This window comes from Halorubrum zhoui, assembly GCF_051194155.1.
GTDB lineage: Archaea > Halobacteriota > Halobacteria > Halobacteriales > Haloferacaceae > Halorubrum.
Genome location: NZ_JBLZNJ010000002.1, coordinates 212,755 through 228,091 on the forward strand (window position 1 = coordinate 212,755; position 15,337 = coordinate 228,091).

The 15,337-nt window shown below is 68.4% G+C and carries 15 protein-coding genes; 2 read left to right on the top strand and 13 right to left on the bottom strand.

The window, feature by feature from the left end:
• Positions 1 to 431: 431 nt before the first annotated feature.
• The 7 genes from moaA to crtID form a co-directional block, all read right to left on the bottom strand.
• Positions 432 to 1,436, bottom strand: a complete 1,005-nt coding sequence (gene moaA / locus ACNTAO_RS02785; protein WP_435160428.1) for a GTP 3',8-cyclase MoaA — start codon at positions 1,434 to 1,436, stop codon at positions 432 to 434.
• A 183-nt stretch (positions 1,437 to 1,619) separates the two neighbouring features.
• Complete coding sequence (locus tag ACNTAO_RS02790; protein WP_496923237.1) at positions 1,620 to 2,423, bottom strand: MBL fold metallo-hydrolase; 804 nt, start codon at positions 2,421 to 2,423, stop codon at positions 1,620 to 1,622.
• A complete protein-coding gene (locus tag ACNTAO_RS02795; protein ID WP_435160429.1) occupies positions 2,420 to 2,845 on the bottom strand; it encodes a universal stress protein in 426 nt (141 codons plus the stop codon). Before ACNTAO_RS02795 ends, ACNTAO_RS02790 begins: the two co-directional genes overlap by 4 nt.
• An 88-nt stretch (positions 2,846 to 2,933) precedes the next feature.
• Positions 2,934 to 3,491: a hypothetical protein gene (locus tag ACNTAO_RS02800; RefSeq protein ID WP_435160430.1), complete on the bottom strand. Its 558-nt coding sequence runs from the start codon at positions 3,489 to 3,491 to the stop codon at positions 2,934 to 2,936.
• Positions 3,492 to 3,617: 126 nt separating this feature from the next.
• On the bottom strand, positions 3,618 to 4,496 hold the full coding sequence (gene cruF / locus ACNTAO_RS02805; protein WP_435160431.1) for a bisanhydrobacterioruberin hydratase: 879 nt from the start codon (positions 4,494 to 4,496) through the stop codon (positions 3,618 to 3,620).
• On the bottom strand, positions 4,493 to 5,524 hold the full coding sequence (locus ACNTAO_RS02810) for a prenyltransferase (protein ID WP_435160432.1): 1,032 nt from the start codon (positions 5,522 to 5,524) through the stop codon (positions 4,493 to 4,495). Before ACNTAO_RS02810 ends, cruF begins: the two co-directional genes overlap by 4 nt.
• A 4-nt stretch (positions 5,525 to 5,528) precedes the next feature.
• Positions 5,529 to 7,028 carry a bifunctional phytoene desaturase/3,4-desaturase gene (gene crtID / locus ACNTAO_RS02815; protein WP_435160433.1) on the bottom strand — a complete coding sequence of 500 codons (1,500 nt, stop codon included), beginning with the start codon at positions 7,026 to 7,028 and terminating at the stop codon, positions 5,529 to 5,531.
• Between the two features lie 126 nt (positions 7,029 to 7,154).
• Here crtID and ACNTAO_RS02820 point away from each other — a divergent pair, with 126 nt between their 5' ends.
• Positions 7,155 to 7,871 carry an SDR family NAD(P)-dependent oxidoreductase gene (locus ACNTAO_RS02820; protein ID WP_435160434.1) on the top strand — a complete coding sequence of 239 codons (717 nt, stop codon included), beginning with the start codon at positions 7,155 to 7,157 and terminating at the stop codon, positions 7,869 to 7,871.
• A 244-nt stretch (positions 7,872 to 8,115) separates the two neighbouring features.
• Here ACNTAO_RS02820 and thiM read toward each other — a convergent pair whose 3' ends face one another.
• Both thiM and thiE read right to left on the bottom strand, forming a co-directional pair.
• Positions 8,116 to 8,976 (bottom strand): hydroxyethylthiazole kinase, encoded by an 861-nt coding sequence (gene thiM / locus ACNTAO_RS02825; RefSeq protein WP_435160435.1) that lies wholly within the window; start codon positions 8,974 to 8,976, stop codon positions 8,116 to 8,118.
• The gene (gene thiE / locus ACNTAO_RS02830; protein ID WP_435160436.1) at positions 8,966 to 9,604 is read right to left on the bottom strand and encodes a thiamine phosphate synthase; all 639 of its coding nucleotides are present in this window, start codon (positions 9,602 to 9,604) and stop codon (positions 8,966 to 8,968) included. The genes thiM and thiE overlap by 11 nt, the downstream gene beginning before the upstream one ends.
• 125 nt (positions 9,605 to 9,729) lie before the next feature.
• Between thiE and ACNTAO_RS02835 the strand changes: the two genes are divergently transcribed.
• On the top strand, positions 9,730 to 11,181 hold the full coding sequence (locus ACNTAO_RS02835) for an MATE family efflux transporter (RefSeq protein ID WP_435160437.1): 1,452 nt from the start codon (positions 9,730 to 9,732) through the stop codon (positions 11,179 to 11,181).
• Positions 11,182 to 11,191: 10 nt separating this feature from the next.
• Here the strand turns inward: ACNTAO_RS02835 and ACNTAO_RS02840 are convergent, their stop codons facing one another.
• The 4 genes from ACNTAO_RS02840 to ACNTAO_RS02855 form a co-directional block, all read right to left on the bottom strand.
• On the bottom strand, positions 11,192 to 12,052 hold the full coding sequence (locus ACNTAO_RS02840; protein WP_435160438.1) for a mechanosensitive ion channel family protein: 861 nt from the start codon (positions 12,050 to 12,052) through the stop codon (positions 11,192 to 11,194).
• 45 nt (positions 12,053 to 12,097) lie between these two features.
• On the bottom strand, positions 12,098 to 13,291 hold the full coding sequence (gene cofG / locus ACNTAO_RS02845) for a 7,8-didemethyl-8-hydroxy-5-deazariboflavin synthase subunit CofG (RefSeq protein WP_435160439.1): 1,194 nt from the start codon (positions 13,289 to 13,291) through the stop codon (positions 12,098 to 12,100).
• A gap of 69 nt (positions 13,292 to 13,360) precedes the next feature.
• A complete protein-coding gene (cofC, locus tag ACNTAO_RS02850; protein ID WP_435160440.1) occupies positions 13,361 to 14,077 on the bottom strand; it encodes a 2-phospho-L-lactate guanylyltransferase in 717 nt (238 codons plus the stop codon).
• A gap of 12 nt (positions 14,078 to 14,089) precedes the next feature.
• On the bottom strand, positions 14,090 to 15,268 hold the full coding sequence (locus ACNTAO_RS02855; protein ID WP_435160441.1) for a tubulin/FtsZ family protein: 1,179 nt from the start codon (positions 15,266 to 15,268) through the stop codon (positions 14,090 to 14,092).
• Between the last annotated feature and the right edge of the window lie 69 nt (positions 15,269 to 15,337).

Sequence of the window (15,337 nt, forward strand, 5' to 3'; positions counted from 1 at the left end):
CCGCACACACACCACCACCGAGAGCACTCCGGCATCCCACTCCGGCGCGCGCCTCGTGAGCGCGCCGGAGGCGGGCTCGCGAGCGCGCGCGAGGGATGAGTGAGGGAGCGAAGCGACCGAGCGAATCGGCTGGGGAGGACGTGGCCCAAGTGGTGCCCGAGTGTCGCGCGGTCGTCTCAGTCATACGCCCATCACCAACGTATAGAATTGGTTGGAGAGGACGTGGCCCAAGTGGTGCCCGGGTGTCGCGCGGTCGTCTCAGTCATACGCCCACCACCAGCGCATAGAATCGGCCCGGGAGGGTGTGGCCCAAGTGGTGCCCGGAGGTCTCGTGGTCGTCTCGGTCAGCCCGCTCACACACCGTCACGGCGCGATCGAATCCCATCGACTCCACGCTTGTGCCGTGCGGTGCTCACCACGACCGCCGCGGCTCAGTCGGCGATCGTCGGCGTTCCGAGGTACTTCTCGTTGAGTTCGTACGCGCCCTCCTCGGTTTGCACCAGGTACTCGCCGTAGTACGGCACCCGGTTGGCCACGACCGCCTCGAACGCCTCGGCGATCTCAGCGCGCGTCATCTCGCCCATCGACCGGAGGTCGTCGTTGCGGTTGAGACACCCCTTCAGGTACCCCTCGTGTGTCACCCGAACGCGACCACAGTTCGCACAGAACGACTCGTTCTCGACGGGGTCGACGATCTCGACCATGCCGCCGCCCTCGCCGGGCGCCTCCTCGCCGACGTAGTACCGCCGCCGGTCGTGCATCTCCCGGTGTTCGACCCGGTCGGCGATCTCCGTGAGCCAGTCGTGGACCCGCTCGATGTCGATGTTCCACTCCGGCTTCCCGGTGAGCTCCGGCATGTACTCGATGAGCTGGAGCTGCAGCCCCTCGTTTTCGGCGACGTGGTCGACCATCTCCTCGACGTATCCCGCCGTGTGGGTGAACACCACCATGTTGAGCTTCACCGGATCGAGCCCGGCGTCGACGGCGGCTCTGACCCCCTCGAGCACCGTCTCGTACGCGCCGGATTTCGTCACCGCCGCGAAGTCGTCCGGGTCGAGCGCGTCCTGTGAGACGTTGACTCGGTCGAGCCCGGCCGCCCGCAGGTCCGCCGCGCGCCCGGGTAAGAAGGTGCCGTTCGTCGTCATCGACACCTCCATCGACTCCGGCGTGCGCTCGAGTATCTCCTCGAGGTCCCGCCGCAACATCGGCTCGCCGCCGGTGAACTTCACCTTCTCGACGCCGTACCCCTCGACGACCTCGAGGAATCGGACGACGTCGTCTGCGTCCATCTCGTCGTCGCTCGGGTCCATCGGACCGCGCGTGTCGCCGAGACCCTCGTTGTGACAGTAGACGCAGTCGAAGTTACACCGGTCGGTGAGTGACACCCGCACACCCGTCACCTCCCGCCCGAAGTCGTCAGAGAGCGGCTCGGTCATACCCCGAACTCCGCCTGTGATCTATTAAACATCCGGTTCGATACCGGGAAGACGAAACCACTCAAAGTTACGTTTCGCCTGCAAGGTACGGCTCGCCTGCGAGTGACCGGCCGCGCTCGCGACGGGTGGGCCAACTGCATCGCACGGCACACGAGACGCACCACCCCGCCACACACGCGCTGGTCACACCGACACGGTGAGGCCGTCGGTAGCGAACCGGACGGTCCCGTCGAAGCCGGCAGCACGCACGCTCGCGGACATCTCGTCTTCACGGCCAGTCGTGTGCGGATACAGGTGCGAGCACACGAGCGTGTCGACGTCGACGCCCGCGAGCGACTCGCCGAGGGTGGTCGGCGTCGGATGATTCGAGACGTCGACGTCGTCGGGGAACGAACAGTCGTGGACGAGCAGGTCGCTGCCGTCGGCGAATCGAGCGAGCCCGGCAAACGCCTCGGTATCGCCCGAGAGCGTCACCGGTCCCGTCGCAGGCTCGGCCGAATAGGCCGGCGGTGAGACGCGATACGCGAGACACGGCATCGAGTGGCGCGTCTCGTGGCCGACGACGCCGAACCCGCCGGCAGTGAACGGACGCCCGGCGGGCACCTCCCGGATCGCGAGGTCGATCCGGCCGTCGAGGTAGTCGTGGACGTCGAGCAGTCCGTCGACGAGCGCTTTCGTCCCCGTCGGCCCGATCACCTCGAGGTGCGTTTCGCCGGCGAGCCACCGCGCTTTCACGAGCGGGAGCAGCGACGCGACGTGGTCGAGGTGGTGGTGAGTCACGAGCACGGTCGAGACGCCCTCGTAGCCGACGCTCGTCTCGGCGAGGCGGCCGAGCACGCCGCTTCCGCAGTCGACGAGCAGCGCCCGGTCGGTCTCGGCGTCCGAGTCGTACGCCTCGAGCAGGTAGCCGGACTGTGCCCGTCCCGGTGTGGGCATCGCGCTTCCGCTGCCGAGAACGGTGAGCCGCGTCGACTCGCCGCGGGTCACTTGACGAGGAGCACCGGAACGGTCGCGTCGTCTGCGACCCGGTCGGAGACGCTCCCGAGCGACTGGATCCGTTCACGCGGTGACTTGCCCGTCGGACTCAACACGACGAGGTCGACGTCGTTCGACGCGGCATACGCGACGATCTCGGTGTCGGGTGTGCCTCGTGTGACGGTCGTCTCGACGTCGAGGCCGGCCGCCTCGGCGCGGTCGGCGACCGCCTGGACGGCCGTCTCACCCTGTGACTCCAGGTCCGCGGCCACCGCCTCGCGCAGGTCCCCGGAGTTCGCTGCGAGCACGCGGCCGTCCACGACGTAGAGGGCGTGGACCGTCGCGTCGTGGTCGCCGGCGAGCGGTATCGCGTGGTCGAGCGCCCGGTCGACGGCCTCGCTCCCGTCGGTCGGGATCAACACGTCGTCGTACATACGTCGCCATTACCCCGGGGACAGTATAACTGTACCCGATGTACCGAGCACGCATCCGACGCGCTGAGTGACCCGGTGTGCCGCGTACTCACTCGGCACGCCAGGTGCCACCGATCGATTCACGGGTGACGGAGTCGGCTTCGCCGTCGCGAAAGACGCTCACGCGGCCGGTCTCTTCGCTCAGCGTCACCGTCGCGACCACCTCCGGACGCACCGAGGTCTCGATCGCGCTCATGTGACGCGATCCCATCCACGGCTCGTACCCCACGTCGTCGACGAGGTCGGCCTCCTCGCGCCGCGTCCCGAGGTCGCGAAAGCGGACCATCTGTGCTTCGACCTCGCCGTCGACGGCGACGACGACCCCCCCATCCTGGCTGACGCTCACCGACTGGGTCGCCGCGACGAACTCGTCTTCGTCGAACACCGACGCACATCGGTCTTTGGGCCACCGATTGTCGCCCATCGCGTCGGCGTACGCACCGAACTCCCTGTCGGCGACGACCGCGAAGTACAGTCCTGGGCCCTTGACGTGGGGTTCGTCCCACTCGCCGAAGTCCACGCTGACGTGCTCCGCACAGAAGCGGAGGCGGTCAATCACCTCCCTGACGCGGTCGTGTTCCCCGTACTCGATCGCGAGACTATCCATCGACACCCCGTTCACCGCCACCGGCTCGCAGTCGACTCGTCGCCATAGCGTCAGAAACGACTGGCTGACATATAAGTGGTTCCGAGTCGGTCCGCGCCGTCCTCGAAAGCGACGCCGCGACGCCGACTAGGCGTCTCGGAGCCGTAACAGCCCGCTGTCGAATCGGTCCGCCCTGAGGAGACCGAGTCCGAAGGTGCCCGCGACGAGCGCCGGCAGGAGGTTTCCGAACCAGACGTTGATCCCCCCCCAGAGGATGACGAAGCTCACCATGTCGTCGAGCATGAACGGACACCGTCTGAGCCTGGCCAGCACCGCACCGAGGTCGAAGGCGCGGTCGAGGGCGACGACCGCGACCACGGCCGACAACACCCAGCCGGCGTAGTTCGAGAGCGGCACGCCGTAGAAGGCCCCGCCGTCGAACGTCCAGAAACCGAGCGAGACGGCACCTGGGTCCAACACCACGTCCATCGCGACGACGGTCGCGCTCACGGTGAGGAGCCGAAGCCAGGTGTTTTGTGCCCGCTCGCCCAGCAAGAGCACACAGAGCAGGTACGCGTTCACCACGAGCGGGATGAAAAACACCGGCAGCGCGATCGGCACCCCGCCGAGCATCGGTCCGAGGTCGATCGTGTACGCGAAGCTCCCGTACGGCCACCCCGTCTGGATGCCGATCGTCTCGATCGCGTAGGTGTACGCGATCAGCGCGCCGATCCAGCCGACGGCCCGCCGACTGAACAGCGGCAGCACGCCGACGACGAGCGGCGACCGCATCACGAGCACGCCGAACAACACGAACCAGGGGTGAAACGCGAACGGCTCTGGGATCCACCCCTCAGCGCTGCCGACGAGCGACACCGCCCCGACGGCCGGGAACACGACGGCGATAGTGAAGCGGTTCTCGTCGACGAGCCGGTCGAGTTCGCGCTCGAACCCGGCCCGCGTGCGAGGGACTCGGTCGCGGAGCGCCTCGGCGTGAGACGGAGTCGAGGGCGCGTCGTCGCTCATCCGACCACCGCCCAGACGGGGTACACCCGCCAGAGGCCACCCATCGCGAGGAGCGTTCCGACCGCGGTGTTGAGCGCCGGGAACCACCAGTAGGCCCGGTCGACGCTGACCGCCGAGCGGGCCACCCACGTCACGAAGACCGGATACACGCCGAGCAACAGCCCGAGGCGGACGTCGACGACCGCGAACGCGACTGCCGCGGCCGCCCAACACGCCAGACAGTACAGGTAGGTTCGAGGAGCCCCGAGCACTGTGGCCGTCGTGCGGATTCCGGCCGCCCGGTCGGGCTCGATGTCCGGGATGGCCGAGAACGTGTGCATTCCCATCGTCCACAGCCAGGCACCGGCGAGAGCCGCGAGCGGTGGCTGTGTCCCGGCGACCGTCGCGTACGCGGCTGCGCCCGGAAGCACGTAGAGCCCGTTCGAGACCGAGTCCACGAGCGGCGTCGTCTTGAACCGCAGCGGCGGCGCGCTGTAGCCGGCCGAAAGCACGAGGAATCCAGCGAGGTACGGCCACGCGATACGCGGGGTGATCGCAAACGTCGCGACGCCCAGTCCCGCAGCGAGTCCGACCGCCGTCACGGTGAGCCGGTCGCCCTGCCAGCGCGTCTCTCGGTCGTCTTTTTTCGGGTTCAACTCGTCGACGTCGGCGTCGAAGAGGTCATTGATGCCGTACAAGAAGACGTTCGCCGGGACCAGAAAGTAGCCCGCGAGCGAGATCGTGACCGGTGTGAACAGCTCGCTCACGTCGCCGATCCCGTAGGTCACGCCGACGGCGACCGGTCCGGCCAGGTAGAGCCAGAATCGCGGCCGTGAGAGCACGAGGAGGTATCGCAGCCGACCGACGAGTCCAGACCGATCTGGACCACCGGTCGCGTCCGACTCGGCCGCCTGGGCCGTCGCGTCCGGCTCGACCGCCTGGGCTGTCGCGTCCGGCTCGACCGCCTGGGCTGTCGCGTCCGGCTCGACCGCCTGGGCTGTCGCGTCCGGCTCGGCTGCGCCACGGCGAGCGTCGTCGCGGTCGTTCACGGCGTCAGATCGCATCCGCGATGCGCTCTGCGGTCAGCCCGCCGCTTATCAGACACATCGGAACACCGATACCGGGAGTCGTGGTGCCGCCGGTGAAGTACAGCCCGTCGACCGCATCAGAGCGGTTCGGTGGTCGAAACAACGACGTCTGTCGGAGCGTGTGCGCGAGTCCCAGCGCGCTTCCGTCGTAGCTGTTGTACCGGTCGGCGAAGTCGTCGACACAGAACGTCTCTTCGAACACGATCCGGTCGTGAAGCGCCGTCCCCGTGTTCGCTTCGATGTCGTCGAGCACGAGGTCGCGGTACTGCTCGCGGCGTTCGGGCGTGTCGGTCAAGCCGGGGGCGATCGGCACGAGCGCGAAGAGGTTGCTGTGGCCGTCCGGTGCGACCGTGTCGTCGGTCTTCGACGGTACACACAGGTAGTACGCCGGATCGTCGGGCCAGGCCGGGTCGTCGAAGATCTGCGCGAAGTGCTCGTCCCACTCCGTCGGCAACACGAGCGTGTGGTGTGCGAGCTCGTCGACGTCGCCTTCGACGCCCAAGTAGAGGAGAAACGCCGAGGGAGCGAACGTCCGCGACTCCCAGTACTCCTCGGTGTACTGTCGCTTCTGCTCGGGGAGAAGCGACTGTTCGGTGTGTGCGTAGTCGGCGTTCGAGACGACGAGATCGGCGAGGTGACGGTCACCGTCGACGGTGTCGACCGCGAACGCGCCGTACCGCCCCTCGATCCCGGTGACCTCGGCGCCGGTGACGAACTCGACGCCGAGCTCGCCCGCGAGCTCCACGATCCCGTCGACGACCGCACCGACGCCGCCGTCGGGGTAGTAGACGCCCATGTTGAAGTCGACGTGACTCATCAGGTTGTACAGCGCTGGCGTGTTCGTTGGCGAGCCGCCGAGGAACACCAGGGTGTACTGCATCAGCTGCTGGAGCTTCGGATGATCGAAGTACCCCTCGACGTGCCCCTGCATCTTCCCGAGCAGCGAGAGGCCCCACGAGTACCGGAGCACGTCGGTGTCGACGTAGTCGCGCAGGCGCGGTCGGTCCTCGTAGACGAAGTGCTCCATGCCGATCTCGTAGGTCCGTTTCGACTCCTCGAGGTACGCGTCGAGCGCGTCGGCCGCCCCCGGCTCGTACGACTCGAAGAGCTCGCGGTTGTGTTCCATGTCAGGGAGGACGTCGACGCGGTCGCCGTCCTTCCAGAACACGCGGTAGTGTGGGTCGAGCCGCGAGAGCGTGTAGTACTCCTCGGGTGAGCGGTCGAAGTGGCCGAAGAAGCGCTCGAAGACGTCCGGCATCAGGTACCACGATGGGCCCATGTCGAACTGGAACCCATCGGCTTCGAGACGACTCGCGCGTCCGCCGAGCTGGTCGTTCTTCTCGAGCACGGTGACGTCCGCGCCGGCGTCGGCGAGGTAACAGGCGGTCGAGAGGCCGCCGAATCCGCCGCCGATCACGACGACAGACTCACCAGCCACGGCGTCGATGTCGGGGGCCGCGTCCATGCTCGATCGGTAGGGCGGCACCCGTATAAATACCAGCCACCCCGGCCCGCGTGCCGACCGCCACGCGTGAGCCGGCGGCGGTCGGTGAACACCACTAAGTCCTCCTCGGGCGTATCGAGAGTCAGTATGGACGTGACGGTCGCGGTCACCGGCGCAACGAGCGGAATCGGACGGGCGGTCGCGACGGCCTTCGTCGACGAGGGAGCGACCGTCGCCGTCTCTGGGCGCGACGGAGCCGCCGTCGAAGAGACGGTCGACACGCTCACCGACCGGGAGGAGACGACGGAGGCGGACGCAGCGGGGACCGTCTGGGGGACGCGCGCCGACGTTCGCGACGAGTTCGACCTCGAACGGTTCTTCGAGCGCGCGACCGCAGCGCTCGGTCCGATTGACGTCGTCGTCGCCAACGCCGCGGTGTTCGCGGGCGCTCCCGGCGAGTCACCGATAGGCGAGGTGAGCTACGAGACGTTCGACGACACGATGCGGACGAACGCCCGCGGCGTCTTCGCGACGATCACCGAGGCGGTACCTCACCTCGCCGACGACGCGCGGGTCCTCGTCCCGTCGGGATCGGTCGCACACGAGGTCAAATCGGGCATGGGCGCCTACGGGGTCTCGAAGGCCGCCGCCGAAGGCGTCGCCCGGAGCTTCGCGGCCGACCTCAAGGCGACCGTCGGCGTCGTCGACCCCGGCCTCGTCGCCACCGACCTCACCGGGATGGAACGCGCCCGCGACCCCGAGAGCGTCGCCCCGCTCTTCGTGTGGGCAGCCACCGAAGCGCCCGAAGACGACCTCGATGGCGACCGCATCGGACTCCGCGAGTGGAAGCGCGCGACCCGGTGAGCCGGGCGATGCCGACGACCGCAGCTTAAGTACGATACCGCCACAGTCACTCCGTGCGACACACCAGTGCCCGGGGGTCGCGGACGCGGTGGCGGTGTGGTCCCCCGCGGGCCACAGAGCGTGGCGGCGGTGAGGCTACCGCCGACGTATCGCCGCGTGAACACCACACCGTCCGTTCGCCACACTACTCGCCTCGGACACGCGTACGAGCCGCGCGCACGGCCGCCCGATACCGACCGGTCGCTCACCGCATGGAGACGCGTGCGTCGACGGCCACGGTCGGCGGTCGGGACGCGATCCGAGCCACGGCGTCCATGAACGCGGTCCGGTAACTCGCCGGCCCGCCTGACGTCTCGTCGGCTGCACGCTCACCGGCGAGTCCGTACGCGAGGACGGCGACGAGCGACGCCTCGACGGTCGATGCCGGCGCCTCCGTAGCCGTGCCGACGGTCGACGCGACCGTCGCGAGCGTGCTCCCCAGCATACAGCCCGACCCGACGAACGAGCCCATCTGCTCGTGACCGGCATCGACGGTGTACACGCCGTCCGGGCCGGCGACGACGTCCGTCGCGCCCGACGCGACCGCGACGGCACCCGACGACGCCGCCAGTGCACTCGCCGCGTCGGCGACCCCCGAAGCCGGTCCGACCGATTCGACGCCCTTGACGGCCGCTTCCTCGCCGGCCAGTCCACGGATCTCACCGGCGTTTCCCTTGATGACGTCCACGGAGACCGCCTCGAGAAGTCGCCCGACCGACTCGACGCGGTGCGGCGTCGACCCGTATCCGACTGGATCGAGGACGACCGGAACGTCGGCCTCGTTCGCGCGGCGACCGGCCTCGACCATCGTGTCGACGTCTGTGGTGGTCGCCGTCCCCGTGTTGAGCACGAGCGCGTCCGCGGTGGCGGCCATGTCGCCCGCCTCCGCCGGTGCGTCCGCCATCACCGGGAGCCCGCCCCAGTGGAGCGTGACGTTCGCCGTCTCGCTCGTCGTCACGTCGTTGGTGAGGTGGTGGACGAGCGGCGAGGAGGCCGCGACTGCGCTCAGCGCACCGCCGACGGCGTCGTCGTCGAGCGGCGGCGCGGTGGCTCGCTCATCGGGCACGCTCGACCACCTCTCTGAGCGCCGCTGTGGCCGCCTCGGGGTCGTCTGCGGCCGTGATAGCCGAGATGACCGCGACGCCGTTTGCGCCTGCCTCGACGACTGGTGCGGCGTTTTCGGCGGTGATCCCGCCGATGCCGACGACCGGGATGTCGACCGCCTCGGTGATCGACCGGATTCGCTCGGGACCGACGCCGTCGCGATCGTCGGCGACGTCTTTCGAGTTGGTTCCGTAGACGGCACCCACGCCGAGGTAGTCGGCTCCCGCGTCGGCGGCCGCGCGCGCTTCCGCGACGGTGGCCGCGGACACACCGACGATCGCGTCCGAACCGAGCTGATCACGAGCGACCTCGACCGGGAGGTCCGTCTGACCGAGGTGCACGCCGTCGGCGTCGATGGCCGCTGCGAGGTCGACGCGGTCGTTCACCACGAGCGGGACGCCCGCCTCGGCGGTGAGCGAACGAACCGTGCGGCCGACACGGTACCGGGTGCGAGCGTCCATCGGCTTCTCGCGGAGTTGGACGACGTCGACGCCGCCCTCGAGCGCCGCCTCGACGACGGCCGGCGTCTCCCGGCCGGCCGAGCGGGCGTCGTCCGTCACGAGGTACGTCCGCCACGCACGTGTATTCATGAGTGATACCTAGCTGTGGTCGCAACAAAACGGTTGTGTTCTGCTGCCACCGACGTATGCGTGGGCCCTCCAGGCGATCGAAGTCGACAGACAGACCCAAGCCGGTGACGCCACAAGAGAACGATATGGGCTCCCGGCTTCGAAGCGCGGCCGTACTCGTCGCGACGACCGTCGCGAGCGCGCTCGATCGTGCTGGTATCATCGAGCGGGACCGGCTCACCGAGACCCTCGACCTCGCCTGGCCGCGGATCGTCACGGGCTTCGCCATCATGTCGAAGAACACGGTCGACCTCGCCGTCATCGGCGTGGTGCTCGGTGCGCCTGCGGTCGCTGGGATCGCCTTTGCGTTCGCCTACTGGCAGCTGGCCAAGTTCGTCTCTATCGGCCTCGCAGGCGGCACCGTCTCGCTCGTCTCACAGAATTACGGCGGTGACGAGCGCGACCGGGCGGCGCTGGTGGTCAAACAGTCGCTCGTCGTCGCCGCAGCGCTCGCGCTGCCGATAGTCGTCGGCTTCGTGGCGTTCGCGGAGCCACTGATCGCGCTCGTCGGCGGAGAGGGAGACGCGCTCGGCTACGGCGTCACGTACCTCGTCGTCACCGCGCCGGCGCTCGCGTTCGAGTTCTTCAACATGATCGCCAGTCGGACGTACGCCGGCGTGGGCGACACGTTCACGCCGATGGTGTTTCGTGCCGGCGGTGCCCTCCTCAACGTCGGACTCACGGTCGGACTCGTACTCGGTATGGGCCTCGGCGTGACGGGTGCCGCACTCGGGACGGCCGTCTCGATCGCGGCGGTCGCGGTCGGGCTCTCGTGGGGGCTCAGTGGTCGGTCGTACTTCGGTCACGGCGCCTCACCGGTCCCCGTCGGTCGCGACGGCACCTGGATCGACGCGGAGCTGATCGGACAGCTCGTCCGGGTGTCTGCCCCTCTCGTCGCGCGCCGCGTCGCGGAGGGGATCGCCGTCTTTCCGCTGCTCTGGGTGGCGTCGTCGTTCGGTCAGGCGACCGTCGCCGCACTGGAGGTCGGTCGACGGGTTCGGGCCCTGCTCGGCAGCTTTAGTTGGGGATTTTCTATCGCCGCGAGTACCCTCGTTGGGCAGCGTTTGGGTGCCGGCGACGAGGACGGGGCGACGGCGTACGGACGAGACATCATCCGTCTCTCGGCGTTGGTCTACGTCCTCGCGTCCACGGCCGTCGTGGCTGCGGCGACGCCCATAGCGCAGGTGTTCGTTGACGCCCCGGCGGCGACCGCTGCAACCGCGGCGTTCGTGGTGGTCGCCGCCGTCTCGGCGGTGCCGCTCGGGGTGAACGGCTCTATCACCGGATCACTGCGGGGTGCCGGAGACACCCGGTGGCCGTTCGTCGCGGCGATGCTCGGCCTCTACGTCTTCGCGCTCCCGGCTGCCCTCCTCGGAACGGTGACGGCGCTCGGCGTCGGTGGGCTCTACGTCGCCGTGCTCGTCGAGAAGCTCGTCCCGATGGGAGTGAACGTGGTGCGGTTCCGATCCGACCGTTGGCAGGCGGTCAGTCGACAGTACCGCCCCGGCGGGACGGAATCCGAAGGCGCCGGCGGGTGAGCCCGACCGACTACGGTTCCTCGGCGACGACGTCGACGACTTCGACGCTTCCGGTGAGCTGTCGGTGGACGTACGGGATGTCGATGCCGGCCTCGTCGAACGCCTCTTTCACCGCCGTGACGTACTCAGAGCGGACGCGGACGAAGTCGCCGCGATCGGGGTCGTCGATCCACCAGCGCGACTGAAGTCCGACGTCGGATCCACCGAGTTCGACGAGCCGAACCGACGGTTCTGGTTCCTCGAGAACGTCTGGATGTGCCTCGGCCTCCTCGAGGATGATGTCGGTCGCCGCTGCGATGTCGTCGTCGTAGCCGATCCCGAAGACGAACTTCTGTCGGAGGGTCTCGTAGGCGACTGGATTGGTGACCGCGCTGTTGGCGAGGTCGCCGTTCGGCACCGTGATCTGCTCGTTGTCGAACGTTCGGATCCGCGAGACGCGAAGGTCGATGTCCTCGACGCGGCCGGTGTTGCCGTCCCACTGGATCCAGTCGCCAACCTGGAACGGCTTGTCTTTCAGGATGAACACGCCCGCGACGAAGTTCCCGAGGAGGTCCTGTGCGGCGAATCCGACGGCGAGCGCGAGGGCACTGCCGAAGACGGCGAACGCCGAGAGAAACGCGCCGTACCCGGCGAGGGTGAACGCGACGGTGATGGCCGCCACCCAGACGACCGCGCTCGCGACGCGCGACCCGAGGCCACGAACCGCCTCGTCGAAGCCACGGGCGGTGAGCGCTCGTTCGATCGCCGGGACGAACACCGTCCGCCCGAGGAGCAGTACGCCGAGGAAACCGCCGACGAACAACACGGCGGTGAGCAGTACGTCTGCTGCGACGGCCGTGATCGCCGTCAGTCCGAACTGTAACGAGACCATCGCCTGTCCCGTTCTCTCCGACGACGTAATAGCGTACCGGGACGGTCACCCGTTGCGGGCGGGGACCGCACCAACCGGTCGGGGATCGAGCGGTCCGTCACCGCGGGCGACGGCGGCGAGTCGCCGTCCGTGGACGTCGTCGGCACGGATCCGGTCGCGAATCCGCGCGGACAGCCACGAGTCACGGGCCGATGCCACCGGGGTCGACGCCGGAGACGCGTTCGGAGGCTGGAGGTCCGACGGGAGGTACCGGCCGTACGTCGGGAGCCGCTCGCGAAGGGCGAGTCCGCCGGCGTCGGCGACCGCACGAAGGCCGTCGAGGTCGGGCCAGGCGTAGGCCGGGTTGATGTAGTCATCCGTCACCGGTGAGACTCCGCCCAGATCGTCGATCCCACAGTCGACCAGCTCGGCTGCCGGCGAGAGGTTCGGTGGGACCTGTACCGAGACCTCCGGTGGGAGCGCGGCTCGCGCCATAGCGACGACCCGACGCATCGTCTCGAGGCTCGGCTTCGGGAAGTCGGAGCGCTCATTCGGCACGACGTTCTGGACGATCACCTCTTGAACGTGGCCGTACCGCTCGTGGAGCGCACGGATCGCGAGAAGGCTCTCCGCGCGGTCGCGCCACCCCTCGCCGATACCGACGAGGATGCCCGTGGTGAACGGAACGGCGTGTTTCCCGGCGGCGCGGATCGTGTGAAGCCGCTGGCCGGGCGTCTTCCGACGCCTGCCGCTGTGGGCGTCGACGTCGGCGGTCGTCTCGAGCATCACTCCCATCGAGGCGTTCACCTCACGGAGGGTTTCGAGCTGGGTTTCGGTGAGGTCACCTGGATTCGAGTGCGGTAACAGGCCCTCCTCTAAGGCGATCTCACAGGCACGATAGAGGTAGTCGTGGATGTGCTCGAATCCCCACGCGTCGAGCTGCTCGTGGATCGCCTCGTACCGCGCGTCGGGCGCGTCACCGAAGGTGAACAGTGCCTCGGTACAGCCCGCGTCTGCACCCACGCGACACTGGTCGCGCACCTCCGTCGGCGAGAGCAGACTCGCCTCTCCTGGAACGTCGTAGTAGGTACAGTACGTGCAGGTGTACCGGCACGCCGTCGTCAGCGGGACGAACACGTTCCGGGCGAAGGTGAGCGACCTGGGCGTGTCGACATCGGCCGGCTCGACGGAGAGCAGTCGCTCGACCGCCCGTTCTTCGACGTCGACGTCTACGCCGTACTCGGCTGCGCCCGCGAACACGTCCCGTGCTGGGTGACCGAAGAGCAAAAGCGTCGCGGTCGCGCCGATCGTCGGTCACACCGTACCCGGTCACGCTCGCGTCGCGGTCACACGGCCATCGGCGGTATCGAGTGTGAATCCCGCGTCACGGAGCCACGCCTCCGCGGCGCCCGATCCGTGTAGTAGTACCTCCGCCAGGTCGGCCGGTTCGTCGACGTCGACCGCGAGGCGGTACGAGTCGACGACCCGAGCCGTCGCGTCGAGCCGCTCGGCGACGCGTCGGTGGTCGAGGTACGACGCGCCGTGGTAGTCGACCCGGAACGCCGGCTGCCGCACGACGAGCGCGTTGGTACCACCGCCACGCCCCGGCGCGATCGTCACGTCGGCGGGGGGCTCGTCCGACCGGTCGCCGTCTCGGTCGGGCTCGAAGAGCCGCGCGAGCGCGCCCGGCGTGGCGAGCGCGAGATCGGCCATCACGACGGCGACACCATCTCGGGACGAGGAGGCCGTGCGTGGTTCGGCAGTCGGGCCCGCAGCCGCGTGTCCGTGGCGTTCGAGCGCCGCGTTGACGGCGTCGGTCAACGGCCGGTCGTCGACGACGACGGGGGGATCGAGTGACCCAGAGCGGTCGGCGGTCGGGTCGAAGGGCGCTGTCGCGAGGACGTGCGGGCTGCCGCCGGCCGTCACGACGGCGTCGAGCACGTCGGCGAGCATCGCCCGGGCGAACTCACGTCGCTCGTCGGGGGCGAGGACGGGTTCGAGGCGTGACTTCGGATCGTCGACGGCGAACGGCACGATGACGTCCATCCGGCGGCCGGGTCAAAACAGCGACTCGAGCTCGTCGCTGTCGTCGGAGACGAGCTCTTCGAGGTTCTCTTCGCTCTCCTGGCGGATCTCGTCGAGGTTCTCTTGTGCCTCGATGGCGACCTGCTGGAGCTCTTTGATCCGCGGGACGTTCGTCACACCGGAGAGCAGGATCACGCTGGCGACGAAGCCAGAGCCACTGTACGGGTAGTCGCCGCCGCGAACCTCCATCGAGCCGGTCTGTTCTTCGAGCCACTTCCGACCGCGCTCTATTCCCTTCCGGTTGAGGTACGCCGGTGGCCCGGCGAGAACGAGCAGCGCACGCTCCGTCCCGTCGACCTCACACGGAAGCGTGAGCCGGCCGAGCGCCGCCTTGCGGACGAGACTCGTGATGCGATTGGTAGTGTGGGCGCTGTCGAGCTCGTCGGCCCCGTCGTCGCCGCGGAGTCGCGAGAGCAGTCCACCGCTGTTCGGGTCGTCGACCTCCTCTTCGGCGTAGCCGACCGTCGAGACTCCCCCACCGGAGAGCGTGTTGATGATCTCAGAGGAGTCGACGACGCTCTCTGCGACTTCTTGGCCTTCCTGCACCTCGCCGGCACCGAAGAGGATCCCAAACCGACGGACGATCTCCTCGTTTATCTGGTCGTACCCGCCCTGGACGGACTCGCCGGTCTTGCGCCAGGCGTCGTTGTCGAACACTAACAGGTTGTCCACCTCGCGGACGAACGTCTGGAACGACCGCGCCGCGTTGAGCGTGTAGATCCCCCCCTCGTCGCTTCCGGGGAGGATGCCCATCCCGTACACCGGCTCCGTGTAGATGCGTTTGAGGTGTTTTGCGAGGACCGGTGCACCGCCAGACCCCGTCCCGCCGCCGAGCCCGGCGATGATCAGGAAGGCGTCAACCTCGTGGACCGGAATCGAGTCGATCGTTCCTTGCACCTCGTCGATGTCCTCCTCGGCGATCTCCGCGCCGAGTTCGTTGTCGGCGCCGACGCCGTGGCCTTTCACCCGCGACTGGCCGATGAGCACGCGCTGGTCCTCGCGGATGTGTTCGAGACCCATCAGGTCTGCTTTCGCCGTGTTCACCGCCGCCGCGGCGCGAACGATCTCGGAGCCGGTTCGCTTGTCGTACTCCAAGAACTTGTCGACGACTTTCCCTCCCGCCTGTCCGAAGCCGATCATTGCCAGTTTCATCGTGAACTCACCCGCTCAATTGAATGTGCAGAGTCGTATCGGGTACATAATCGTTCTGGTGGTCGACCC